Here is a 23,666-nt window from a genome sequence, read left to right on the forward strand (position 1 = left end):
GTGGCCATTCTGGAAGTGAAGAACCTGCGCAAAGCGTTCGGCGCCGTGCAGGCCGTGGAGGAAATCAGCTTTTCCGTCGAAAGCGGCGAGGTGTTCACGATCATCGGCCCGAACGGAGCTGGAAAAACGACGACGCTGGAAATGATCGAAGGCATGCAGACGCCCGATGGCGGGTCGATCTCGATCAACGGGATGAAGTGGGACAAGGAGGCTGATCGGATCAAAACGATTATCGGCGTACAGCCGCAGTCGAGCGCCTTGTTTGATCTGCTCACCGTGGAAGAAAACCTGGATTTGTTCGCCTCGTTCTACCCTCGTTCCAAACATCCGTCCGAAGTGCTGGAAATGATCAACTTGACCGATCACCGCCGCAAAAACGTGAAATCGCTATCCGGCGGACAACGGCAGCGGCTGGCGATCGGCCTGGCGATGATCAGCGATCCCCAAATCATTTTCCTCGACGAGCCGACAACCGGACTGGACCCGCAAGCTCGACGCAACATTTGGGACATCGTTCTGAAGCTCAAGGAGCTTGGCAAGACGACCATTTTGACAACTCACTACATGGAAGAAGCCGAAAAGCTAAGCGACCGCGTCTGCATCGTCGATCAGGGCAAAGTCGTTACGCTCGACACGCCGGCCAATCTAATCGACAGCTTAACGAAGGAGCGGGAGGTTCGGTTGCACTTCCAGGATGGGGAGGCTGCGGCGCTGGAGACGGAGCAGGTGGCCAAGAACGATGCTACAGTCGTCCGCACGGAGCTTGAAGGCTCTTCGCTTAAGCTATGGTCGGTGCGTCCTGAGGAAACCCTGTACGGAGTCTTCGGTTTTACGAAGGAAAGAGGGTACCGGGTCGAACAGGTTTCCATCCGCGAAATGAGTCTCGAGGACGTATTTATCGCCTTTACCGGCAAAGAGTGGAGGGACTAGGGTGAGCAACGGCAAACAGCTTGGCAAATTATTCGGCGCACAGCTTAAAATGATGTTCCGCGAGAAGCAGGTTTGGTTCTGGAATCTCTTTTTTCCGATCATTCTGATGGTTATTTTTATGATCATTTTTGGCGGGGGCGGCGGAAGCGACTTCAAAGCTAAAATCGCGGTTGTTAAGCCGAGCGTAAGCGAAGCGTCAAATATGTTGGAAGGTTACTTGCGCCAAGTGCCTGTCCTGGAGTGGAAGTCCGAGCAGCCGGTGACGGCCGAACAAGCGGACGAGTGGGTGAAGGACAAAGATGTAGACGCTGTCATCATTCTTCCTGGCGATAACGCGACTACACTCGAGGTCATTGTCAACAAAGAAAACGAGAAAGGCGCGACGACTCAAGCGATTGCGGGCATTCTGGATAAATTCGTGCAGCAGACGAATTACCAAGTAGCCGGCGTCACGCCGACTTACTCTGTGCAAATGACGGCCGTTTCGAGCGGCAGCGAGGATTTGAGTTATGTCGATTTCCTGCTGACGGGGATGATCGCGCTCGCCGTGGCTCAGGGCGGATTGTTCGGCATGGTAGACATGGTAGAGATGAGACGGAAAGGATTGCTGAAGAGATTAAAGCTTACCCCGGTGAAAATGGGACTATTCGGAGTAGGTGGAATGATGGTGCGTTTCATATTAGGGATTGTGCAAATCATCATTTTGTCTCTGATCGGAGTGCTCGGCTTTGGCGCCAAGCTCCATCTGGACTTCCCGACATTGATCGTCGCCTTCTTGATCGGAGCGCTGGCCTTTAACGCATTGGGCTATCTCTTCTCCTCCTTCAGCAAATCTATCGAGGCTTATATGGGAATGGCTAACATCGCTAGCTTTCTAATGATGTTCTTGAGCGGCATTTTCTTCCCGACGAGCGGGTTTCCAGAGTGGCTCATTCCCGTATCGAAAGTGCTTCCTCTAACCTATTTCGTAAACGGAATTCGAGACGGAATGGTGTATGGCAGCGGGCTTGTATCCGCCGACTTCTGGGCCGGAATCGGCATTCTCGGCGCTTGGGGCGTCGTCGCTTTCTTAATCGGGGTATTGATCTACCGCAAAACAAAAATCGACGCTCGCTAACTTACTATCCTTTTTAGAGCCTGCTGGCTTGATCGTGGCGCAAATCCGGCGTCCTGCGATTAAGCTTTGCAGGCCTCTATTCTTTCTCTTTTTCGCAGCCTGTTCCATTATCCCGTTGACTCAGTACTATGCCTGCCCGCTGCTATCTCAATCTCCAGCTTATAGCTATTATCCCCGTAGCTCAGACTCTCCGCCCGAAACTGATCATTTTTCCTGCTTATGGTCATTATCCCCGTAACTCAGGCTTCTCGCCTTCAGTCCATCAATTTTTCTTGCTTATGGTCATTATCCCCATAGCTCAGAGCAGTTGCTTTCGGTATCGGCTATTCAACTTGCTTTGGCGCTATCCCTACGACTCAGATATCTTAAACTTAGTTCATTACCGAGTTGAGAAACGAATTGCTTGGTGGATCTATTTTTGGAAATTTGAATAAAGACTGCGGGCGCCCAGAATTCTGAGCAAAAGGGATAGTGGACATAAGGTGCAAAAGTGGAGAGAGTTGGCCAGAATTCTGAGCGAAGGGGATAGTGGCCATAAGGTGCAAAAGTGGAGGAAATGGTCCAGAGTTCTGAGCGGAAGGGATAGTGGCCATAAGGAGCGAAAAGAAGGGCATTGGGCCCACCATTCTGAGCAGAGGGGATAAGAGAGCCGGTAGGATATGTCCTGCCGGCTCACTGTATACGGGACAGCTATTGCAGTTGAGAGAGCCACTGTTTGATTTCTTCATTAGGAAGGGCGGTCGCCGTCGGGATCGGGATCGAATCATCGGATAGTTTGTATTGATGCTTCAGAGAGATGATTCGTCGCAAGCTGGCGTCAAGGCGGGCTTCGGAGATTACTCCGGATTGGGCCGCTTTGAGCAGCTTATCGTAGACTTGACTCGCCGTGTCGTAGCCGTGGGCGACAAGGATGAGATCGCTGCCGGCCAGAAAGGACTGTAGAGCCGCTTCTTCAATGCCGTAGTTGCGAGCAATAGCGCCCATCGTCATGTCGTCGGTAATAACGACCCCGTCGTATCCGAGCCGATCGCGAAGAAGGTCGGTGATGACGGCTTTGGACAGAGAGGATGGAGAGTCGGGATCAATCGAGGGAAATAGAATGTGCGCGATCATGACGGCATCCGCTCCTTGATCGATTGCTGCCCGAAACGGGATCCACTCCAGCTTCTCCAATTGTTCGACTGTCTTGGGGACGGTAGGCAGCTCCAAATGGGAGTCGACGGAAGTGTCTCCATGCCCGGGAAAATGTTTGACGACGGCAATCGTGCCTCCTGCCTGTAAACCGCGCATCGCGGCAACGCCCATGTCGGCGACAAGCTTAGCGTCGGTTCCGAACGAGCGGCTGCCGATGACCGGATTTTTCGGATTGCTGTTCACGTCCAGCACGGGCGCGAAATCCATGTTAAAGCCCATGATACGTAGCTCCTTGGAGAGCAAGCCGCCCATCTCTTCCGCCAATTCTGGCTTGCCTGTCTTTCCGACCTTCATCGCATTCGGAAGGGCAGCAAAATCTTTGGGCAGGCGACTAACCGTACCGCCTTCCTGGTCGACGCTCATGAAGAGGGGGAGCGGATTGTCGGCATTTCCCTGCTTTAATTCGTTCACGAGGCGAACCGAACCTTCAAGGTCGGAGAAGTTATCCTTGTACAGAATCACCCCCCCGACCTGTTGATTCGTTATTAACTGTTGCATCTTCTCATCGAATTTCGTACCGTCAATGCCCGCGATAATAAGCTGTCCGACTTTTTGCTCAAGCGTCATGGATTCGAGAAGACGAGAAATGTCATCTTTATCGGAAGAAGGAGGCTTTTCCGATGAAGAGGTCTCGGAAGGAGATGAACCTGAGGGAGAGGGGACGGACGTAACGGGAGGGGAAGAGATTGGCGAACTAGGCGAGACGGAAGGTGCCCCAGGCGAGGAGGCATTCGAGCAGCTGCATAAAATCAGAATGAGCGCTCCGATTCCGAACGTCGTCTTTATTTTCGCAAAACCGTGCTTCATCACACGACACTCCTTTAGCAAAAGGCTCCCGCGTCTCTATAGAAGAGGCGCGGGAGCGCAGTTATTTTAGATAGAGAATGAGCTTTTTAAAGAGACGATGCGGTTAAAGACGGGAAGCTCCGGCGTGGAGTCCTTCGGATCGACGTTAAAGTAGCCATGGCGGAAAAATTGGAACTTGTCGCCGCCGGCCGCCTCTTTCATTTCGGCCTCCACAAAGCCCTTCAACACTTGAAGGGAGTCCGGGTTAAGATGATCGAGGAACGATTGGCCCTCATCTTCGGATTCGTCGGAGATTAGCGGCTCGTACAGCCGGAATTCCGCCGGTACCGCTTGCGATGCTTCGACCCAATGGAGCGTTCCTTTTACTTTGCGTCCGGCAAAGCCGGAGCCGCTTTTGGTCTCGGGATCGTACGTGCAGCGAAGCTCGACAACGTTGCCGTCCGCGTCGTGCACGACTTCCTCGCATTTAATGAAGTACGCGTGCTTTAGACGCACTTCGTTGCCCGGGAACAGGCGGAAATACTTTGGCGGCGGGTTGTCCATGTAATCGTCCCGCTCAATGTAAATTTCTCTTGAGAACGGAATTTTGCGATGGCCCATCTCCGGGTTCTCCGGGTTATTCTCGGCGTCGAGCCATTCCGTCTCGCCTTCGGGATAATTCGTGATGACGACTTTGAGCGGGTCCAGCACGGCCATCGTCCGCAGCGCCTTGAGCTTCAGATCCTCGCGGATAAAATGCTCCAGCATTCGCTCATCCACAACGCCGTAGCTCTTGGCTACGCCGATTTCGCGGCAGAAAGCGCGAATCGCTTCGGGCGTATACCCCTTGCGGCGAAGACCCGAAATGGTCGGCATACGGGGATCGTCCCAGCCGTCCACCTTTTTCTCGTCCACGAGCAGTTTAAGTTTCCTTTTGCTCATGACCGTATTGGTGAGATTGAGCCGAGCAAACTCGTATTGATGCGGTGTCCATGGCATTTCGCATTCGCGGATGACCCAATCGTAGAACGGGCGCTGATCTTCGAACTCCAGCGTACAGATCGAGTGGGTTACGCCCTCAATCGCATCCTCCAACGGGTGCGCAAAAGCGTACATCGGGTAGATGCACCAGGCGTCGCCCGTATTGTGGTGATGAGCATGCACAACGCGATATAAAATGGGATCGCGCAGGTTGACGTTCGGAGAAGCCATGTCGATCTTGGCGCGCAGCACCTTTTCCCCGTCGGCGAACTCGCCTTCCTTCATTCGGCGGAACAAATCGAGATTTTCTTCGACGGACCGATTCCGGTAGGGGCTCTCTTGACCGGGAGAAGTGAGCGTACCTCTGGTCTCGCGAATTTGATCCGCAGTCTGGTCGTCCACATAGGCCAAGCCCTTGCGAATCAACAGTCCGGCGCGCTCGTACATTTCCCCGAAGTAGTTCGAAGCGAAATACAACCCGTCCCATTTGAAGCCGAGCCATTCGACGTCCTTTTTGATCGATTCTACGTACTCCACGTCTTCCTTAACCGGGTTCGTGTCGTCGAAGCGCAGATTCGTTCTTCCTTTGAACTCGTCGGCGAGCTCGAAGTTCAGACAGATGGATTTGGCATGCCCGATGTGCAAATACCCGTTAGGCTCGGGAGGGAAGCGGGTGACGATCTCTTTTACTTTTCCCGAAGCAAGATCTTCGGATACGATGTTTCTAATAAAGTTCGATGACGACGTCTTAGTTTCCAAGGTGACCAACCTTCCTCGCAATAAATCGTTATATCCTCTAATAATACACAAAAATGCGGCGTCTTATAAAGGGTTAAGCGAAAAAACGGAAAAATGTCGGGTCTCGTCGTTTGATCGAACGGGGATGAACGATTTTTTTCTCCTAAAAAAATGATAAAGATTTAATTTTTTCAGTAACTTTTCAGATAGACATCTCGTTATAATCAATGAAGAGATTGGCAAGGGAGGAAGTTGAATGCTGTCATGGCTAGGCCGAAGGTCCGCGGCTGAGAAGTCAGGCGAACAGGGAGAGGATTTGGCGAAGTCGCTCGAGAAGGCGAAGAAGCCGGAAGCCGCGATAGCGGTACAAGAGCGCCCGAGTGCGGACGGACCGTTGTTGTCCGTACGCAACGTAGAGAGATCCTTCGACGTCGGCAGCCAGAAAATCAGGGTACTTAAAGGAATCAACCTGAACCTTTACCCATCCCAACTCGTCATGCTAAGAGGACGCTCGGGTTCGGGCAAAACAACGCTGATGAATTTGATGGGCGGGCTGGATACGCCGACGAAGGGGGAAATCTTTTTCAAAGACCGTCCGTTCCATAAGTGGGATGACGACAAGCGCACTGTCGTGCGTCGCAAGGATATCGGCTTTATTTTTCAGGCATTCGCCTTGATGCCCTTATTGTCCGCTTACGAGAACGTCGAATTGTCGCTGCGCATGGCGAACATTCCGCGTTCGCAATGGAAGGAAAGAATTACGTCCTGTCTGGATCTGGTCGGTCTCTCCAAGAGGATGCACCATCGTCCTTTCGAGCTATCTGGGGGAGAGCAGCAGCGTGTGGCCATCGCCAAAGCGATCGCGCACAAGCCGAGTCTGATTCTGGCGGACGAACCGACGGCGGAGCTGGATAGCCAGATGACCGCACAAATTATGCAGGTATTCAAAGAAGTCGTTGCGGCCGAAAATATTTCGCTCTGCATGACGACGCACGACCCTACGATTATGGAGGTAGCAGATCATGTCTATGAAATGGTGGACGGCGTATTCGTCGCCAATTGACCGTAAGGCGCCTGTGCGCCGCAGCCGCAAAAGCGCCGGCGTGATGGCCGCGCTGGCGTTGTCGCTGGCGATTTCGGGGTGCAGCTTGCTGCCGAGTGAACCGGAGGAAGAGGATCTGTCCGCGATCCAACTGCCGAAAATATCTGAGAAGCCTCAGTATGCGGTAGAGACGAAAACGCTGGAAACGAAAGTATCGGGCTCCGGCAAAATTTTGTCCTCTCAGGAGAAGCAGGTTTATTTTTCGTTGGAGGGAAAACGCATTAAGAAGCTGTACATAGAAGCCGGTCAGGCGGTTAAAGAAGGGCAGACGATCGCGGAGCTCGATGTCGACGAGATGAAGAAAACTCTTCGCCAACGGTCGCTTTCCTTTAAGAAACAAGAGCTTGAAATGAAAAATACGCTGCGCAAAAAAGACGAGATGGATCCGATCGAATTCGAGATGGCTACCTTGCAGTTCGAGGAAGCTCGACAGGAAATCGTCGACATGCAGGAGGATATCGGCAAGGCGGTGCTGACGGCCCCATTCTCGGGTACGATCGTCTCGGTACCAGTGCAGGAAGGCGATTCGGTCAAAGCGTACGGTACGGTCGCGGTTATCGCGAACCCGAACAGCTTGGTCGTCGCGGCGGAGCTGTCCAAGGACGATCTAAACAAGGTCGCCGTAGGCATGGAAGTGCGCGTCGACATCAACCAGGTTGGGCAACTGAAAGGCAAGATAAAGCAAATGCCTATTCCTTCGACGGACAATCAGAACGGCGGCAATAACGGTGGCAACAACGGCGAAAAAACGGACAGCATCAGCAAATATTTGCTGGTCGACGTCGGGAAGCTGCCTAAAGAGGTCACGCGCGGTACTCCGCTGTCTATCTCCGTCGTTATCAATCGTAAGGAAAACGCGGTCGTCATCCCTCTTTCCGCCCTGCGGACGATTGGAGCGCGCACTTACGTTCAAGTAGCGGAAGCGGACGGAAGCAAGCGCGAGGTTGACGTAGAGCTCGGACAGCAAACCTCGACCGATGTGGAAATCTTGAATGGTTTGACACCAGGACAGAAAGTCGTAGGTCGTTAATCTATGACCGCGCTGATTCGATTTCTCTTCCGCAAAATGTGGAACACGCGCTGGATGACGCTCAGCACGCTTGCCGGTTTGTTCGTTGCGGTCGCTTTTACAACGAGCATTCCGATGTATGCGGACGGCGCGCTCAAACGCGTCGTCTCGCAATCTTTGCAGGACAACAGCGAGGGCTTGCCCGCAGGATCGATGTTGATCCGCTACCAATCGACGGACGGCAAAACCGATCTGGAAAGCTTCCGTAACGTCGATCAGTATATTCGTGAGGAGATCAAGAGCGACATCGGGTTTCCGGTGGAGGTATCCCAGCGGAGCTTAACGCTGCGCAGCTCGGAAGTTTCTCCCGAAGATCCGACGAAGGTGGATGCCAGCCGTACGAGAAAGCTGTCGATCGCTTCCTTCGAAGGGCTGAAGGAACAGGTCGAGATGGCTGGAGGGAAGTGGTTCGCGGATACTTCGGATTCGGACGGCACGATTCAAGCCGTCATGATGGAAGAGGCATTGTTCCGCAGCGATCTCCATGTCGGCGATGTGCTGCTGTACTCGATTGCCGGGGAGACGCTGCGGGTTAAGATCGTCGGAGCGTTCAAGCCGGCGGACGATAACAACCCTTACTGGTATCAAGGTCTGGAAGGACTCATGAATTATTTGTACGTAGCCGATCCGGTTTTGCTGGAGGATCTGTCGGCCAAACGAGGCATCCCGATTCAGATCGCCAGCTGGTACTCGGCTTTTGATCTGAGAGAGATTCAGACGAGTCAGCTTTCTCCGCTCTCCAACAAGCTGAGCCGCATCGACATCGAAGTATACAAGAAGCTAAAGGACACTCGTCTGGAGTTGAGCTTCGCGGAAATGTTGAACGATTTCCGCCGCGACAGCATCCAACTGCAGACCATGCTGTTTACGCTCGCAGCTCCGATGATCGCAATGGTATTCTACTTTATTACGATGAACACGCAGCAGGCGCTTGAGAAGCAACGATCTGACATCGCCGTACTGCGAAGCCGGGGAGCTAGCACTAGGCAGATTTTTATGCTGTTCCTCCTGGAAGGCGCTTTGCTGGGCTTGGTTGCACTGGTTGTCGGTCCGTTATTCGGCTGGTTCATGGCCAAAAGTATCGGATCGGCCAGCGGGTTTTTGCATTTCGTAGACCGCAAGGCGATACCGGTCGGATTTTCGATCGACGGCGTGCTGGCCGGCGTCGCAGCCGTGATCGTGGCGATCGCGGCGACTGTTATCCCGGCGCTCGTCTTCACGAGAACATCAATCGTCGATTACAAGAGGCAGATGGCTAGAGGAGATCGTAAGCCGTTCTGGCAGAAATGGTTCATCGACGTGCTGCTGCTGGGAGTGGCGGGTTACGGCTGGTACCTGTTCAACGAGCGCCAGATGGTCACCTTTAAGACGGGGATGACGACGGATCAACTCAACGTGCAGCCGTTTCTGTTCTTTGTACCGGCGCTGAGCATTTTCGCTGCTGGTCTGGTATTTCTCAGGCTGTTCCCGCTGCTGCTCAAGTTGTTTAACTTGTTGTGGCAGAGAATTTTGCCGGTGCCGTTTTATTTAACGCTCACGCAGCTTTCGCGCTCGTCTAAATCGTACTACCCGCTCATGATTTTGCTTGTTCTGACGCTGGGGCTCGGGGTATACAATTCCTCGGCTGCACGGACGATCGGGCTGAACTCGGAAGAGCGGATCATGTACAAATACGGAACGGACGTCATTGTCCAGACCGTATGGGAAGGTACGCCCGAGTTTAAGCAGCCAACCAAACAAGGCGGCGGAAACGGCGGGGGTGGCGGAAGCGGCGGCGGAGGCGGCCAAGGCGAACGTCCTACGCCAACGAAGTTTAATTATAACGAGCCGCCATTCGAAGTATTCCGTACGCTCCCGGGCGTCGAGCACGCGGCGCGCGTGCTGCAAACCAAAAGCAGCATGACGGTCTCGGGCAAGACGGCGGGTCAAGCGACGATTATGGGCATCGACAACGTCGATTTCGCCCGTGTCGGTTGGCTGCGCAAAGACATGTACCAGATCAACCCGTACAAATATCTCGAATGGATGGGGCAAGTGCCGGAGGGAGCGTTTATCTCCTCCAACGTAGCCAAGAAGTTCGGTTTGAAACGGGGAGATATGGTTCAGACGGTTATTCAGGAGCAGACGGTCGAGTTCATTATTTTGGATATCTTGCCTTACTGGCCTAGCCTGTATCCGGATCAAGCGCCGTTCTTAATCGCGAATCTGGGCTACATCTACGATCAGGTACCACTCATTCCTTACGACGTATGGCTGAAAATGGAGCCCGACGCCAAAGTGCAGGATATTATTCCGGTGCTGCAGAAGGAAGGCATTGAGCTTGCTTCCATCAACAGCATGAGATCCGAATTGACGACGCAGAGCAAGCACCCGGCCCGAGGCGGCGTGTTCGGAATTCTCAGCTTGGGCTTCCTGGTGACCATTATCGTTTCTCTGTCGGGTTACATTTTGTTCTGGTTCTTTAATCTGTCGCGCAGAGTCGTGCAGATTGGTATTCTTCGCGCGATGGGGCTTTCCCGCAAGCAGTTGACGGGGATGCTGCTGCTCGAGCAGATTTTTACGGCCGGTCTGTCGATCGGACTCGGCATCGGCATTGGCAAGCTCGCGAGTCTGCTATTCCTGCCGTTCCTGCAGACGACCGACAATTCGACGAACCAGGTTCCGCCGTTCCGCGTCGTGTTCGAAGCTGCCGATACGAACAGGCTGTACATCGTTGTCGGAGTCATGATGACGATCGGCGTGGCGCTTCTCATCACGCATATTAGACGCTTGAAGGTTCACCAAGCCGTCAAGCTGGGAGAGGAGCGGTAAAAAAGCATGATTACATGCGAAGGCCTCGTTAAAATTTATAAAGCCGACGACTTGGAGGTCGTTGCTCTACAGGGCTTAAACCTATCGGTTAAAGCCGGAGAGATGATGGCGATTATCGGCAACAGCGGAAGCGGGAAATCGACTCTGCTGAACATTCTGGGCGGGCTTGACCGCCCTTCGGCGGGGCAAGTGGAGGTCGGGCCGTGGAACCTGCTGAAGGTCAATGATGAAGATCTTGTCAAGTATAAGCGGGATACGGTTGGCTTCATCTGGCAGAACAATGCCCGCAATCTACTGCCGTTCTTGAGCGCCATCGAGAACGTAGAGATGCCGATGATGTTTTCCGGCAAGCTGGATCGGGCCTACGCCAAACAGCTGCTCGAATGGGTCGGCTTGAAGGACCGGATGCATAACAAGCTTCAGCAGCTGTCCGGGGGAGAGCAACAAAGGGTGGCGATTGCCATCTCGTTGGCGAATCGGCCGCAGCTTCTACTGGCCGACGAACCGACGGGCTCGGTAGATTCTCGGACATCGGACATCATCATGGATATTTTTCGTAAATTTAATCGGGAGCTTGGCCTGACGATCGTAATCGTTACTCACGACTTGTCGCTGGCAAGCAAGGTGGACCGGGTGGTCGCGATTCGCGATGGACTGACGAGTACAGAGTTTATCAAGAGGAATCCGAACCTCGACCATTCCGCACCGTTATCGGGCGGTAAGACGCCGGAAGAAGCGCACGAAGCGTTCGTTGTCGTGGACCGGGTCGGCCGCCTGCAAGTCCCAAAAGAATACTTGTCCGCTCTCTCGATCGGAGACAAAGCAACGATGGAGTTCGACGGAGACAAGATTGTCATTACTAAACCGAAATCCTTGGAGGAGGAAGAATCAAAATGAACAAACAGGCAGGAAAAACCCGCAAATGGGTGCTTACCGGAATGACCTTATCCTTACTTATCCCTACTTTGGCTGCGTGTAACTCGGGCGGAAGCGCGAACGACCCGGACAATCGCCGCACTCTGCGCATCGGCACGATGTATGGCAGCAAATCGGATGAAAGCTGGTTCCGCCAGCAATTCACCGATATGTTCGAATTTACCCACTCCAACATCGATATCGAGGTTGTTCCCGCGATCGATTATTCGGAGATGCAATTCGAGGACCAATCGAAGCAACAGGAGCCAGTCGATCAAATGGCGAAGCTCAAGGCCATTATGACAGGCAGCAATCCGGTTGACGTCATGATCATTAACGATATAAGCATGCTGGGGCAACTGGTGAATGAAAACCTATTGAAACAGCTCGATCCGATGCTGAAAGAAGATAAAATGGACCTTACCGAATTCGTGCCGACCGTCATTGACGGGATCAAAGAACAAGGCGACGGTTTCTTGTACGCCCTGACGCCTACATTCCAATCTTCGGCTCTGTATTACAATAAAAAGCTGTTTACGGCTCGGGGAGTCGAATTCCCGCAAGACGGCATGAGCTGGGACGATGTGTTTAATCTGGCTAAGCGTATGAAGTCGGGAGAAGGCAAGGATTCCGTTTTCGGATTCACGTTTAACCAATGGGGTGCGGGCGACAACTTCTGGGATTTCCAAAACTTCGCTGCTCCTCTCCAACTGAGAATGTACGACGATAAGGGCGAAACGATGACGGTCAATACGCCGCAATGGCAGACTCTCTGGGAGACAGTAGCCCAACTGAAGAAAGACCGCGTAACGCCTAGTCAGGACGACATGAATTATGAGCAGCCCCAAGGAGAAGATTACAGATACAATCCGTTCCAAGGGCAACTGTTCCTTACCGGTAAATCCGCTATGACGATCGGCGATTACGGTCTGATCAACCAAATCCAGCAAATGAACGATAACAGCGAGAAATTGAAAATGGAGAAGCTGGATTGGGATGTCGTGACCATACCGTTCCACATTGGCATGGAAGGCTTTGGAGGCAATATTAGTTTGAGTCAGCTTGCGGGCGTCAACGCTAATGCAGCGAATACTGACGACGCATGGGAATTTATCAAGTTTATGAACGGCAAAGAGTGGGCGAAGCTGAAGTCCCGCAGCACCTACGAGCTGTCCGCACGCAAAGAGTTTGTGAAGGTACGCGACGGAATGAGCTATAATATTGATGCATTTACGAAAATGAAGCCTTCCCCATCGCAATACTTCCACTCCTCGATCAAGGATCAGGAGCTTCTGAGAGAAAAACCGAACCTCAACTTGATTAATGAGATGGGCTCGATGCTATTCATGCAAGTGATGCAGGGTAACAAATCCGCGAAGGACGCTCTGGCCTTGTGGCAAGAGAAGGGCAATGACTTGCTGCAGAAGATCAAGAACAACCCGAAAGGGAATATCGATGACGCGTTCAACGGTATTCAGGACAATAACGGCGGAGGCATCTCCCCAGAAAAAAGAGCGCTTATGGAAGCAGCAGGAGAAGCGGTTATCGTCAACTAATATGGAATAGTGCAGGCGCTCCGTCCGTTAGGATGGGGCGTTTGCTTTAAATTTTTGAGGGGAATGGATTCAAATCGACCAAAGCCGCACATGCTAGGAGCATCCACATTCCGACAGAAGCGGAGGAAGATGCATGAGATGGGTATACTGGTCCAAGCTGTACGACAGCAAATTCCAAGCCGGGTGTCTCGTTCAACGGATGGAGCATGACAGCTGGGTTTTCGGATTGGATGCACCGCGGGAGATTGAAGTGTTCCGTTCGAAAAAGGGAAAATATGGCGTTCGTTATATGCCATAATCTGGCTCCTGATGTGCAGTTTGAGCTGCCGTATAGTGGAAAAGAGCATGCTTTTGTGCTAAGCTGAAATCCGAAGGATGGGGAGAAGGGGGATATCAGCGATGCGCAGAATGCCGTTATCGGCGGAGACAGCGGTTAAATTGGCCGAGTACATGAAGGTGCCTTTGGAGCATTTAATGCATATGCCGCAGCATATTTTGCTGCAGAAATTGGGAGAAATGGCGAAGGCTCAAGCGGGAGAATCGAAGCAGCATCTGGAAACAGAAGAAAATAAAAGTGAATAAAAACATGTAAAAGCATTGACGGCAGGCCGATCTTTATAGTATATTATTTCTTGTCGCCAATAAATTGTATAATGCTTTAACGACGCGGGGTGGAGCAGCTCGGTAGCTCGTCGGGCTCATAACCCGAAGGCCGCAGGTTCAAATCCTGCCCCCGCAACCAACACCTTTCTCTGGACCTTTACGGGGGCCTTTAGCTCAGTTGGTTAGAGCGGTCGGCTCATAACCGATTGGTCGGGGGTTCGAGTCCCTCAAGGCCCACCACGAAATTTCGTGGGGCAGCGCTCCTTGGCAAATGTCCTTGGTCGCCAGAGACTCACATGCCGGGATGGCGGAATTGGCAGACGCACAGGACTTAAAAGTAGCCGCTATCGTTCCGACAATTACTCCGGTTCCTTAGCGGAGTCGGAACGCATCCCCACACGGTTTCCGCACTAATCTTACGATTCGTAAACCTACGCCTTCATTCGTTTTATTCGTCACGTTGACGAAAATTACGATATGGAGGCGTTTTTGATGAACAAGCGACGCGTTAACCTGTCCGCTGCCGGACGAAGCTCGCCCGGTACAGAGTATCCCCAAGAATCCACTGACTTCGAAGTAGCCCGTAATTCTTTTCTCCGCTATTGCCGTATCCGAAACCTCACCGACGAAACCGTAAAGTTTTATCGCGATACCACACTAGATTTATCTCGCCTACTCGTTGCACAGGAAATAATCCGTCCGATCGACATTACGCGAGATAACGTATTGACCGCGATTGAGACGAAACGTACGACCAAAATCAAGCGAGGAAAGTCGGACCTACCGAGTAGCGCGACTATGGACAAGCTTATCCGCGGTTGGCGGGCCTTCATAAACTGGCTTCATACGGAGGGCTATATACAGGTAAATCCGTTTAGTGGGATCGGGGTCATAAAGTCTGAAAAGCGGATTATCGAGACATTCAGCAACGAGCAGATTAAAACGCTATTCAATACGCCGAACCGATCGACGTTTACAGGTTATCGGGACTACACGATTATGCAAACGTTACTAGATACCGGAGTCCGAATCTCCGAACTCGCAGGAATTAGATTGTCGGATGTTAACTGGCGAGAGCGGTTAATAAAGGTTTATGGTAAGGGGCGTAAAGAGCGCCTGGTTCCGTTTAGTAGGGCGTTGGAAAAAAGCCTTCGCCTTTATTGCGAGTCTCGTGGCGTGGTAGAAACGGATGTGCTGTTTATCAATATCGATAATAACCCATTTCAGGTGCGCGGCATTCAACAAGTTATCCAACTCTACGGAGAAGCTGCGCGGATTACAGGCGTTCGCGTTTCTCCGCACACATTCCGACACACGTTCGCTAAACTCTATATCATGAACGGAGGGGACGCGTTTAGTTTACAAAAAATTCTTGGACATACTTCGCTTGATATCGTCAGAATGTACGTCAATCTGTTTAGTACGGACGTTTCCGCTAAGCACGCGAAACACAGCCCGTTAGAAAACTTATGAACTGGCGGCAACGGGAACGATCGGCGCCGAGTGGGTAACTAAAGCGGAGAAGGGTACGCTTACCATTTCGGAGCTAACGTGGCTGAATACGATTGTACTTGCGCGGAAATAAGATGTAAAAAGCGGCTCCAGTGTCGCATGTAAAGGCGGCTCACTTGCGGATTTTCCATCGGTACAATACCGGTAGAATATTCGCGGGTGAGCCGCTTTTTTGCGTTTACTTGAACTCTTCTTCAGTCACAATGAGGATTGAACCGTCGTCCGTACCGAGCCAGTCGCCAACGTCAATAAGATAAAACCCCTCAACATCTCGGACCGACTGCCTTACTTGTTCTTTCTTCTTTACTGGATCGAGCGTGACGCCGGACAGTCCTACAAGTTCCAAGTTTTTGCTCTTATCCTCTTTGTTGTACTGGTCCCCAATGAGGTTAACGCGGACACGGACGGCTTTGTCGTTGGCGAACATAATTTCTACGCGGCCCAAGTCGCCGTCAAGCGTCTCGATATAATGATTCATCGTTACCGGCCGTTTTTTGAGTTCCGGCCCCATTGCAAAATTAATTTCCTCCGTGAATACGGGATCGCCGAGGATACCGTTAACCTCCGACATAGTCTTCCTGGCGATATCCTTTACGTTTACTATCCGCTCAATTACTGGCTCCTCCGCGACTACAGGGGACGGCGTTTCCGAGGCCGGTACTTCCTCGATTGCGGGGCTGTTTTCCGTTGCTGCTGACTGCGGGGCTGCCGGGGGTGTCACAGTAGGGTCGCTATTCTCGGTCGTAGAAACCACGCATCCCGACAAGAGTACGGCTAAAAGTGCTAATATGGATATTTTTGGTTTCATGTTACCTCCCATTGGTCGATATAGGCATAAATATTCGACACCTTCCAACAAATCCCTTTCAAAAATAAATAGGCCGAGCAGAATACGCCCGACCTCCATATGATTTTCACCGCGATAGCCCACACGTTTTAGGCAGGGGGCTGCTCCTCATCTCCAATATCCTCGAGAGTTATTATTTCACGGATATCTGATATTCCCAGCGCTGTGGCGACCTTTGCGATATGCCCGAAGTTGATATTTTCTCGTTTACCGTTAACCAATTCAGATAAGGCTGCGCGCCTAACGTCAGTCATTAGAGACAACTCATTCAATGAAATACCGCGACTACGAAGCACCGCGCTGAGCGTAACAACAACTTTTTTCCCCATTGTATTGACCTCCGCAAACAGACTATTGACTGTACTTATAAGCGTACAGTATACTCAGTGTAAATGACGTACGCATATGCGTACAACAAGAAAATTTAATAGGAGGTTTCTACAATGAGTTATCGTATCCGTAAGTTCAATAACACTACCGGCAAGTTCGACCCGGACCCGGCGACGCAGTTCATCCGCCACATGGCGTATTACCTCCGAATGGTCAACCAGTACAATGCGGCGCGCATAGATATCCTGCGTGGCCGTCCCGCTAAAGTTCCGCCGCGGAACCGCCCGGCTCGTTTGCTTTCGTACAAGCTGGCACTTAATGCCCGGATTGAAGCGGAAAGGGGCGTGACCGTATGAAGACGTCCGCCGATCGAACACGTCAGCACTCGGCGATGTTCGAACAGTATTATGCGACTCACAAGCGAAAGATTGACGCATTGGCATACCGATATTCCCGGCCGTGTCCGTCACTACATGATGACTACGTTAGCGTTTTGGCTGAGCGGTTATGGCGTTGTTATGAACGTGGTCACGAGGCTGAGGGGTTGATCTACGTTGCATTAAAGCGAGCTGCAATCGACTTTTACCGGAGTCGTCAAACGCGTACTGCGTCGGCGGCTTGCGGCTTTGACTTCGATATGATCGCAGTTGAGTCCGCCGAGTCCGCTGCTATTAATTTCGCCATGGTCAGCGCGGTAATGGCGAAGGCTCCGGATGCTTGCGTGCGGGCGATGGTGATCGCGTATTATCGCGGAAGCACAATAGCGGAGATAGCGGACGCGGCCGGTGTTCACCACGAAATTGTTCGGCGCAAACTTCGTCGGCTTGCTTCGTAAATTGGAGAGGCGCTCGGTTACGGCGGCAACCGTTAATCGGGCGCCTCTCTTATCAATAATACGAACGTACGTTTCTGTTTGTTTCAACTTTTTTTCTTTCCATAGAGTTTATATAGCACAATAACAAGATTATGAATACATTCAACTATTGCAACCCCTATAAGGGCTCTAGTGAGGGGCTCATAAATCAATTCGGATGAGCTGCGCGTCGTGTACTGGAGCCATGTCATTGAGCCAATGAATAAATACGCTATGAATTTAAATAGGTAGGGTGCTATGGCGAACATGGTTTTTACTGCTTCTACCTGTGGTTTCAATATAAAACCTCCTTTTCCTTATTATACACGCGAAAGTTATAACCGCGTTCGAACAGTTCGGAAACAGTGCGACGTCGCACCATTTGCCGGTCGGTAAAATTTTCGAAATGCTCTCGCTCCCCTCCGAAATCGACCGCGCCGAATTCGTATCTACTCCGCACACGGTCCCGTCCACCGGCGAAACGAAAACGGTCGATTCGATGACCGTCCGGGAGCTGCGCGAGGTTATTTTCGCGGAAAGTGTGCGAACCGGCCCGATCCATTCGGTTACGTATATAGGGCACCGGAAATAGGCGTCCAAATCCGGTCGGCTCCGTTAACTTTGCCGAACATCTATCGCGTCTAATTCGTGTGCGAAATCTTGTGTCAGGCGGACGCAAGTAACGTCATAACGATTGGAGATTAACTGCGACAGTCCGTAAGTTTGCGGTGGTTATAGAAGTAGAGGCGAAAGGAGGAATAAATTTTTCGTCAGAGTGTGCGGGCGGGTCCGGTTCAAACGATTAGATAAGTAAGGGGCACGACATGTCCCAAATATCAAATTTCCAGCGGGTATTAGTTGTAGGAAACAAAAATCCAACCAATAAGGGAGCAGATGAAAAATGAAAGAGACTATTACGGTGATTGGAATCGAAGTAAATGAAATCGGCGCGGTACTTAGTATCGAGGGAGGCGACGTAGTTACGGTACACGATGAGCAGTTCCGCGACAGCAGTGTTATCCAAGCCGTTAAGAATGCCGTTACTTTTGCTCACGTTCTCGGACACGTTCCATTCATGTTCTACGGAGGAGCGGAGGCGCTTTATAGGTTGGCTGAAATAGACGGGAGGGTTGCGGAGTATTCGAGGTTGGGCGGACATTATGCGTGGAAGAGGGATGATATCTTCCGCCACTACCGCGCCGATTTTCAAAGTGAGTCGGCTATGCGAGAAGATGCTGCGAAGGAACTGGCGGCGGGGAACGACATATTCGGACCCTCGGCGGCGGTTGAACCTCAGGAAGACGGAACGTTCCTTCTTACGATGTGGAGTGACGGTGCTACGGTACGGACCGATTTCGTTGAAACAGCGCTTACGCTGGCCGGATTCACGTCTGACGATTCGGAATAACCGGAACCTATCGCGGCGGCTCTTTCGCGGAGCTGCCGTACTCTTTCGAAAGGAGGGAACGCCTGAGTGACGGACGTCCGGAATATTGTAGATAGGTTGTTCGATCTGTACCTCATTCAGAATTATCATTACCTCATCCAACTAAAGGACGGAACTTACGTAACGGTGAACAGGCGGAGTCGGCCGCTCCGGGCGCACCATCTAAATAACCATCTCCGCGGTCGCCAGCCAATCGGAACGTTCTCGGGCGAGTTCCTTACAAAATTTGTCTGCTTTGACGTCGATTATCGAAACCCGACTGTCGCAAAGTGGGTAGTTTACAAGCTCGCCGATACGTTGGGGGCGGGCGGATTTAACGATTTCGCGACTTCTTTCAGCGGAGGAAAGGGTTACCACGTCGAGCTCTTTTTCGATAAGGCGATATCAATTGACGCCGCACGCAAGTTTTTCGAATACACCATCGACCGCGCCGGAATTAGGGAAACGGAGGGCGGAGAAGTCGAATATAGGCCGTCGTCGACTCAAGGCGTAAAACTCCCGCTCAGCGTTCATCAGAAGACCGGAAGCTATTGCGGGTTCGCGAACATCACGGAGAGCCTTCGGGTTATGTCGCGGGAGGAGTCGATAGACTTCCTGTTCACGATTAAGAAGACGGACCATGCCGCCGTTCTAGCGGTTATCGCGGAAGAACACGCCTATGATAGTCGAGTAGCCGCTGATATGGAGAACGCGATAGGCCGCCATAAGCCGCTAGCAATATACGACCAGTCCGAAAGCTATACGATGGCGCGAGCGGCTGAACGATACTTTAAGGGATTAACGGGGCCAGGTCAGCGTCATAAGTCGTTCCTACTGCTGGCGCGGCTGATGAATCATAACGGAGTCGACCGGGCAGACGCGTTCCGCGCTATTTGGGAGTGGTTTGAGTGGCAGGATACGAGGCTCTATACCTCGGTCCGTGCGGCTTGTCTAACGGACCTTCGAGAGTGCGTCGACCACGTTTACGATAACAACAAAACGCTACTTATAGAAGTGCGCGACCTGACGGTTACGTTTGAGGAAATTGACACGATAATTCGTCGGTGTCCTCAGAAGAATCAGAAGGCGCTAACATATGCGATGCTCATTCACTCGAAGCGGTTGGCTTGCGAGAGCGGCATTTTTTACATGACGTTCAAGCAGATGGAGGAAGCTGTCGGCATAAACGAAAGTACGGCACGGCGCCAGGTAACTCAACTCGAGCGGCTCGGCGTGATCGACATAATTAGTCGGAATCAGGCGCAAAAAGGTACGTTCAAGAAGAAGCCGAACTTTTACCGGATGACATTCGGGGGCGGTTTGGACGAACGGACTCTGAGTGTCTCGGAAGGCAAAAGTTTAGCCGAGTGCGTACGTTTCTTCTATTCGGAGCACGAAATACGGGATCTACTACCACGTAGACAGAGGGAAGCACTACTGGCGGTATAGCTCGTAGTTAAAACATAAAACAAACCTATTATAGGGCAAAACGTACATGACTAAACGTGGGAGGTTATCGGTATGAATCTAAACATTAGGTTACCTCAGTATCTCGAAAACGTTCCCGAAAGGAAGGCGGCAGCGCAGCGAAAAGCGGCGCGGCCCACACCTCAAGGCTCCCGTGAATATTTGGCCGTGCGAAGGGCTACCAGGCAGAACGACTTATACGAAAATGCATGGAGCGAACTTGCGCGGATAGGGGCGTGCTACGAGTATCCATCGTGGGACGGGCTCGTAGTGTTGAGGAATGCCGCGCAGGAGCCGGTACTCTACCAAGCGGGCTATGAGGTTGTAGTAAGCTCGGACGTGCTTGAGGCGCTTAAAGCTCTTCCGGACAAAGCAGGCGTCCAAGCGGTATATGACGCGCTTGAGCAGTACGAACAATACGAAGAGTAAATCGGAAGGAGATTGCGAATGAACCTATTCAAATTTTGGGACGAACACTATCGGAAGATCGAAGATGACGCTCTCCGCGTCGAACTTGCGCGTATCATTACGGACGAGTACGAGTCCCGCGGTTGGCGTGACCGGCTGTTCAAACGATCATATCGGCATCCGATGACGCGCCGAAAGCTATCGCCGACACGCTACTCTATTCTCGATATCCTTGCGGATTTTATCATGCGACCGATACAGGCAGAAGAACGCCGAAGGAGCCATCCCGTAGCGAACTCAGATGCCGCATGGTACGCGGAGGACAAGCGGAGGAAACGGGAAAAGTCGTACGATTCGTTCACGGAGGGTGGTGGACAGATTGACGTCGACGGTCGAGTCTACTTACCGCGCGAGGAATTAGCTGCCTAAAATTTTATTTTTTTTTCGGAATTCCCGTATTTTTCTCATTTCTATTTTCCATGTATATGTGAAGGAGAATTTGAGAGCTTTCGTCCTGTCTGCCTGACGGGATGAAGGCTTTTTATTTTTCTCTTAGTTAAATTTGTGAAAGTAGGTGGAGAAAAGTGAGCGGGCAAACAGTGAAGGCTATTCGTTTATGGCTCGGGATGAGTCAACGCGAAATGGCTGGCCGTCTAGGCGTAACTGACTCCTATCTTTGTCAGATAGAAGCTGGCCGTCCCGTATCCGACGCGATTCGAATTAAGATTGCTCAGACGTTCGACGTAACAGCGGAGATGCTGGAAGCTATCCGACGCGCAAAACTGGCCGATCAGCTTCTAGTCTAACAGAATCGCCTTACGAGCGGGCGGTAAACGCTTGGGCAACACGCGGACCCAATACGAAGCCGGACGCAGACGCGAGCGATCCGCATAGGGAACGGTTGATATGAAAGTAACGCACGAAGACGGTTTCACACTCATCGAGTATGCGGAAGGCAAGCGGCCGCTAAAGGTCACCGCTTACGTAATCGATTGCTTCGACCGCGATATACAGTTGAGCCACATCGTTAAGTATGTCGAAGCTGCCGCGAATGCGCCCGTTCATGTCGCGAAAATGGAGCCTACGAAGTTTTACGCGTTGGTCGAGCGGCTGGCTACGACGGTTTGCCGCGAATTTTCGCCGACGAGGAACTGGGGCGTGACCAAACCGGAGATACGCGGCGCTGTTCTGTTCGTGCTATATGCGGCGATCAAGGCCGGGAAGTGGCCGGTTGAATACGACATGACCGATACGACTTTCGTTCAGTACGAAGAGGCCGGACTGTGAACACCGCTCAGGATCGGGCTACGCGCTATTGCGGCTTCATCCGGCCGGACCGGACATGTACGTTAATGCAGCAGCTTCGGACGGAATCGTCAGTGGTGTGTAAGCTATTTCGCGAGCAACCGGAGACATGCCGATACTTCAATGCAATTACGAATCCGAAACGAGGAGGACGCTGCCGCAAATGAAGCCCCGACCGCGTTACCCTATCGAGGTTGTATCGATCGAGTCGATTGACCACGGGCATAGGCGCCTGGTTACGCTAGTCGATACGCGGGATGGAACGACACACAAGTTAATTTACGGGGATTCCGTGACGGAGCGGACGATTCGCATTAAGGCGCCATTTCTAATTAAAACAGGGGGTCGAAGATGAGTATTTACGGAAGGGTATGGCAAGGCGGAGAAGGCACTGGGGATATGATCGATTTTATCGGACCTTCAATGGGACTATCTCCGCGCATGACGGACGAAAGGAAGCCGCCAAAAACGGTCGACCCGAACAAGCTCCGCGGCAAGGTCGTTAGGTGGTTCGAACCGCGCGGATTCGGTTTTATCGAGCCGGACGACGGCGATAAGGATATATGGTTCCACGTAAGTTCAGTTTCGGAGGGGATGACGATTAGACGCGGGATGAACGTAGCGTACGAAATTCACCGCGATATCCGGAGGGGCGGCACATCGGCGGTTAACGTGGAGGTTGTACGGTGCGGCCGCTAGTCATCGCTAATATCGATCGGATTGAAGGCGCGGAGTTCCTTGTCGCGCAACTGTTCGGAGAAGACGGCTACTTGATGGATACCGTTATCAAGCGGCATGAGTCCGATGCGGTCGCGATCGGCTACGTAAAGGATATCGCGGAGATATACGGCTGTGAAACGCCGGAGCTATGGACGTCGACCCGTGAGATATACGTTGCCGCGCTTAACGAGATCGGACTAGGCGCCAGCTTAAAGCATCGAACGGATACGTCCAGCACCCGCAGAGCTGCCGAAGAACTCCAGTCCTTATATGCTGACTTGGGAGCATCTTCGGTAGAACTTCCGCGATGGAAGACGCGCATAATAATTTTCTTAAAGGCTCTCATACAAAAACTAGGGGGAAAAGTTGAAAATGGAATTTAAAATTATCGGTGAGTACGTTAAGCAGCAGGAAAGAAACACGTCGGTGCTCGAGGAAATTGGCCGGAGCAGAGATCAAGCACGAGAAGAGTTGCACGCGTTAAAAACCGAGTACGAAAGGCTTGCCGCAGCGATGTTTGCATCCGGAGTAGGTGCTGACTCGGAGCTAGATACGCTATCCGACCGGATAGACGCGGCAGAGCGGACACTTGCGCGCCGCAACCGGGAATATGAATTTGTAGTCGGGAGACAGTCTACGAAAATAACTATCGAGGACATTATCGCGTCGTGGAACCAGGATTTTATCCCCGAATTCCGCGCGAAAGTTTACGACCCGGCAATCCAGGCGCTCCTTGACGCAAAACTAGCATATATCGATGCGTTCCGGAGATATCGAGACGCGGTCAAGCAACACGAGGGGATTAAACGAGGTGCGCTACAGGTTTTGGGCGGTGAGTCCGCGTCAGGGGGGAGCCGGTACCGCTATTCTTTAAAGAATGTTGACTTTGAGACTATCCCTGAGGCAGGCAAATACAAGATAACGGCCGCCGACCTCTACGATTTAAGCCGCGATAAAAGCCCGCGCAGTGTTCAATACGTTAAGCGGGGGTGATTA

General features: G+C 52.0%; 25 protein-coding genes and 2 tRNA genes. 23 read left to right on the forward strand and 4 right to left on the reverse strand.

Annotation, left to right across the window (positions count from 1 at the left end; all coding sequences use genetic code 11):
• Together DFP98_RS04200 and DFP98_RS04205 are read left to right on the forward strand one after the other, a co-directional pair.
• Positions 1-930 carry an ABC transporter ATP-binding protein gene (locus tag DFP98_RS04200; protein WP_116059323.1) on the forward strand — a complete coding sequence of 310 codons (930 nt, stop codon included), beginning with the start codon at positions 1-3 and terminating at the stop codon, positions 928-930.
• Position 931: 1 nt separating this feature from the next.
• Entirely contained in the window at positions 932-2,047 is a 1,116-nt protein-coding gene (locus tag DFP98_RS04205) for an ABC transporter permease (protein ID WP_246016412.1), read from the forward strand.
• 690 nt (positions 2,048-2,737) lie between these two features.
• On the opposite strand, the gene nagZ is transcribed toward DFP98_RS04205, so the two are convergent.
• Both nagZ and DFP98_RS04215 read right to left on the reverse strand, forming a co-directional pair.
• Positions 2,738-4,048, reverse strand: a complete 1,311-nt coding sequence (nagZ, locus tag DFP98_RS04210; RefSeq protein ID WP_116059324.1) for a beta-N-acetylhexosaminidase — start codon at positions 4,046-4,048, stop codon at positions 2,738-2,740.
• A gap of 66 nt (positions 4,049-4,114) precedes the next feature.
• Positions 4,115-5,767: a glutamine--tRNA ligase/YqeY domain fusion protein gene (locus DFP98_RS04215; RefSeq protein WP_116059325.1), complete on the reverse strand. Its 1,653-nt coding sequence runs from the start codon at positions 5,765-5,767 to the stop codon at positions 4,115-4,117.
• Between the two features lie 235 nt (positions 5,768-6,002).
• Between DFP98_RS04215 and DFP98_RS04220 the strand changes: the two genes are divergently transcribed.
• The 10 genes from DFP98_RS04220 (at position 6,003) to DFP98_RS04260 (ending at position 15,275) form a co-directional block, all read left to right on the forward strand.
• Positions 6,003-6,809, forward strand: a complete 807-nt coding sequence (locus tag DFP98_RS04220) for an ABC transporter ATP-binding protein (protein WP_116059326.1) — start codon at positions 6,003-6,005, stop codon at positions 6,807-6,809.
• Positions 6,769-7,878: an efflux RND transporter periplasmic adaptor subunit gene (locus DFP98_RS04225; RefSeq protein WP_181917483.1), complete on the forward strand. Its 1,110-nt coding sequence runs from the start codon at positions 6,769-6,771 to the stop codon at positions 7,876-7,878. The genes DFP98_RS04220 and DFP98_RS04225 overlap by 41 nt, the downstream gene beginning before the upstream one ends.
• 3 nt (positions 7,879-7,881) lie before the next feature.
• Entirely contained in the window at positions 7,882-10,728 is a 2,847-nt protein-coding gene (locus DFP98_RS04230) for an ABC transporter permease (RefSeq protein WP_116059327.1), read from the forward strand.
• Positions 10,729-10,734: 6 nt separating this feature from the next.
• Positions 10,735-11,625 (forward strand): ABC transporter ATP-binding protein, encoded by an 891-nt coding sequence (locus DFP98_RS04235; RefSeq protein ID WP_116059328.1) that lies wholly within the window; start codon positions 10,735-10,737, stop codon positions 11,623-11,625.
• Complete coding sequence (locus DFP98_RS04240) at positions 11,622-13,199, forward strand: ABC transporter substrate-binding protein (protein ID WP_116059329.1); 1,578 nt, start codon at positions 11,622-11,624, stop codon at positions 13,197-13,199. The genes DFP98_RS04235 and DFP98_RS04240 overlap by 4 nt, the downstream gene beginning before the upstream one ends.
• A 133-nt stretch (positions 13,200-13,332) precedes the next feature.
• Entirely contained in the window at positions 13,333-13,497 is a 165-nt protein-coding gene (locus DFP98_RS38890; protein WP_181917484.1) for a hypothetical protein, read from the forward strand.
• Between the two features lie 101 nt (positions 13,498-13,598).
• Positions 13,599-13,781 (forward strand): YycC family protein, encoded by a 183-nt coding sequence (locus DFP98_RS04245; protein WP_116059330.1) that lies wholly within the window; start codon positions 13,599-13,601, stop codon positions 13,779-13,781.
• An 83-nt stretch (positions 13,782-13,864) separates the two neighbouring features.
• Positions 13,865-13,941, forward strand: a tRNA-Met gene (locus tag DFP98_RS04250).
• A gap of 24 nt (positions 13,942-13,965) precedes the next feature.
• Positions 13,966-14,042, forward strand: a tRNA-Ile gene (locus DFP98_RS04255).
• A 252-nt stretch (positions 14,043-14,294) separates the two neighbouring features.
• Positions 14,295-15,275 (forward strand): tyrosine-type recombinase/integrase, encoded by a 981-nt coding sequence (locus DFP98_RS04260; protein ID WP_181917485.1) that lies wholly within the window; start codon positions 14,295-14,297, stop codon positions 15,273-15,275.
• Positions 15,276-15,492: 217 nt separating this feature from the next.
• Here the strand turns inward: DFP98_RS04260 and DFP98_RS04265 are convergent, their stop codons facing one another.
• Positions 15,493-16,122 carry a hypothetical protein gene (locus DFP98_RS04265; RefSeq protein WP_147310124.1) on the reverse strand — a complete coding sequence of 210 codons (630 nt, stop codon included), beginning with the start codon at positions 16,120-16,122 and terminating at the stop codon, positions 15,493-15,495.
• A 128-nt stretch (positions 16,123-16,250) separates the two neighbouring features.
• Positions 16,251-16,490, reverse strand: a complete 240-nt coding sequence (locus DFP98_RS04270; protein ID WP_116059333.1) for a helix-turn-helix domain-containing protein — start codon at positions 16,488-16,490, stop codon at positions 16,251-16,253.
• A 114-nt stretch (positions 16,491-16,604) separates the two neighbouring features.
• Here DFP98_RS04270 and DFP98_RS04275 point away from each other — a divergent pair, with 114 nt between their 5' ends.
• From DFP98_RS04275 to DFP98_RS04345, 11 genes are all read left to right on the forward strand, one after another.
• On the forward strand, positions 16,605-16,847 hold the full coding sequence (locus tag DFP98_RS04275; RefSeq protein WP_116059334.1) for a hypothetical protein: 243 nt from the start codon (positions 16,605-16,607) through the stop codon (positions 16,845-16,847).
• Between the two features lie 35 nt (positions 16,848-16,882).
• Positions 16,883-17,326 carry an RNA polymerase sigma factor gene (locus DFP98_RS39670; RefSeq protein WP_281275127.1) on the forward strand — a complete coding sequence of 148 codons (444 nt, stop codon included), beginning with the start codon at positions 16,883-16,885 and terminating at the stop codon, positions 17,324-17,326.
• A gap of 919 nt (positions 17,327-18,245) precedes the next feature.
• Entirely contained in the window at positions 18,246-18,752 is a 507-nt protein-coding gene (locus DFP98_RS04295) for a hypothetical protein (protein WP_116059337.1), read from the forward strand.
• A 66-nt stretch (positions 18,753-18,818) separates the two neighbouring features.
• Complete coding sequence (locus DFP98_RS04300; RefSeq protein ID WP_116059338.1) at positions 18,819-20,219, forward strand: TOTE conflict system archaeo-eukaryotic primase domain-containing protein; 1,401 nt, start codon at positions 18,819-18,821, stop codon at positions 20,217-20,219.
• A gap of 72 nt (positions 20,220-20,291) precedes the next feature.
• Positions 20,292-20,666, forward strand: a complete 375-nt coding sequence (locus DFP98_RS04305) for a hypothetical protein (RefSeq protein WP_116059339.1) — start codon at positions 20,292-20,294, stop codon at positions 20,664-20,666.
• An 18-nt stretch (positions 20,667-20,684) separates the two neighbouring features.
• Positions 20,685-21,074: a hypothetical protein gene (locus tag DFP98_RS04310; protein WP_116059340.1), complete on the forward strand. Its 390-nt coding sequence runs from the start codon at positions 20,685-20,687 to the stop codon at positions 21,072-21,074.
• Positions 21,075-21,244: 170 nt separating this feature from the next.
• On the forward strand, positions 21,245-21,451 hold the full coding sequence (locus DFP98_RS40185; protein ID WP_425455511.1) for a helix-turn-helix transcriptional regulator: 207 nt from the start codon (positions 21,245-21,247) through the stop codon (positions 21,449-21,451).
• 100 nt (positions 21,452-21,551) lie between these two features.
• Entirely contained in the window at positions 21,552-21,932 is a 381-nt protein-coding gene (locus tag DFP98_RS04320; protein ID WP_116059342.1) for a hypothetical protein, read from the forward strand.
• 369 nt (positions 21,933-22,301) lie between these two features.
• A complete protein-coding gene (locus DFP98_RS04335) occupies positions 22,302-22,649 on the forward strand; it encodes a cold-shock protein (RefSeq protein WP_116059345.1) in 348 nt (115 codons plus the stop codon).
• The gene (locus tag DFP98_RS04340) at positions 22,637-23,053 is read left to right on the forward strand and encodes a hypothetical protein (protein WP_116059346.1); all 417 of its coding nucleotides are present in this window, start codon (positions 22,637-22,639) and stop codon (positions 23,051-23,053) included. The genes DFP98_RS04335 and DFP98_RS04340 overlap by 13 nt, the downstream gene beginning before the upstream one ends.
• Positions 23,043-23,663, forward strand: coding sequence for a hypothetical protein (locus tag DFP98_RS04345; protein ID WP_116059347.1), 621 nt, complete (start codon positions 23,043-23,045; stop codon positions 23,661-23,663). The genes DFP98_RS04340 and DFP98_RS04345 overlap by 11 nt, the downstream gene beginning before the upstream one ends.
• Positions 23,664-23,666 lie beyond the last annotated feature (3 nt).

It is taken from the genome of Cohnella phaseoli (assembly GCF_003386235.1).
Classification (GTDB): domain Bacteria; phylum Bacillota; class Bacilli; order Paenibacillales; family Paenibacillaceae; genus Cohnella; species Cohnella phaseoli.

What these genes read in the sequence shown, in the direction of transcription:
- nagZ (WP_116059324.1), bottom strand. Translation starts at nt 4,048, where the DNA reads ATGAAGCACGGTTTTGCGAAAATAAAGACGACGTTCGGAATCGGAGCG.
- DFP98_RS04220 (WP_116059326.1), top strand. Translation starts at nt 6,003, where the DNA reads ATGCTGTCATGGCTAGGCCGAAGGTCCGCGGCTGAGAAGTCAGGCGAA.
- DFP98_RS04225 (WP_181917483.1), top strand. Translation starts at nt 6,769, where the DNA reads ATGTCTATGAAATGGTGGACGGCGTATTCGTCGCCAATTGACCGTAAG.
- DFP98_RS04230 (WP_116059327.1), top strand. Translation starts at nt 7,882, where the DNA reads ATGACCGCGCTGATTCGATTTCTCTTCCGCAAAATGTGGAACACGCGC.
- DFP98_RS04235 (WP_116059328.1), top strand. Translation starts at nt 10,735, where the DNA reads ATGATTACATGCGAAGGCCTCGTTAAAATTTATAAAGCCGACGACTTG.
- DFP98_RS04240 (WP_116059329.1), top strand. Translation starts at nt 11,622, where the DNA reads ATGAACAAACAGGCAGGAAAAACCCGCAAATGGGTGCTTACCGGAATG.
- DFP98_RS38890 (WP_181917484.1), top strand. Translation starts at nt 13,333, where the DNA reads ATGAGATGGGTATACTGGTCCAAGCTGTACGACAGCAAATTCCAAGCC.
- DFP98_RS04245 (WP_116059330.1), top strand. Translation starts at nt 13,599, where the DNA reads ATGCGCAGAATGCCGTTATCGGCGGAGACAGCGGTTAAATTGGCCGAG.
- DFP98_RS04260 (WP_181917485.1), top strand. Translation starts at nt 14,295, where the DNA reads ATGAACAAGCGACGCGTTAACCTGTCCGCTGCCGGACGAAGCTCGCCC.
- DFP98_RS04265 (WP_147310124.1), bottom strand. Translation starts at nt 16,122, where the DNA reads ATGAAACCAAAAATATCCATATTAGCACTTTTAGCCGTACTCTTGTCG.
- DFP98_RS04270 (WP_116059333.1), bottom strand. Translation starts at nt 16,490, where the DNA reads ATGGGGAAAAAAGTTGTTGTTACGCTCAGCGCGGTGCTTCGTAGTCGC.
- DFP98_RS04275 (WP_116059334.1), top strand. Translation starts at nt 16,605, where the DNA reads ATGAGTTATCGTATCCGTAAGTTCAATAACACTACCGGCAAGTTCGAC.
- DFP98_RS39670 (WP_281275127.1), top strand. Translation starts at nt 16,883, where the DNA reads ATGTTCGAACAGTATTATGCGACTCACAAGCGAAAGATTGACGCATTG.
- DFP98_RS04295 (WP_116059337.1), top strand. Translation starts at nt 18,246, where the DNA reads ATGAAAGAGACTATTACGGTGATTGGAATCGAAGTAAATGAAATCGGC.
- DFP98_RS04305 (WP_116059339.1), top strand. Translation starts at nt 20,292, where the DNA reads ATGAATCTAAACATTAGGTTACCTCAGTATCTCGAAAACGTTCCCGAA.
- DFP98_RS04310 (WP_116059340.1), top strand. Translation starts at nt 20,685, where the DNA reads ATGAACCTATTCAAATTTTGGGACGAACACTATCGGAAGATCGAAGAT.
- DFP98_RS04320 (WP_116059342.1), top strand. Translation starts at nt 21,552, where the DNA reads ATGAAAGTAACGCACGAAGACGGTTTCACACTCATCGAGTATGCGGAA.
- DFP98_RS04335 (WP_116059345.1), top strand. Translation starts at nt 22,302, where the DNA reads ATGAGTATTTACGGAAGGGTATGGCAAGGCGGAGAAGGCACTGGGGAT.
- DFP98_RS04345 (WP_116059347.1), top strand. Translation starts at nt 23,043, where the DNA reads ATGGAATTTAAAATTATCGGTGAGTACGTTAAGCAGCAGGAAAGAAAC.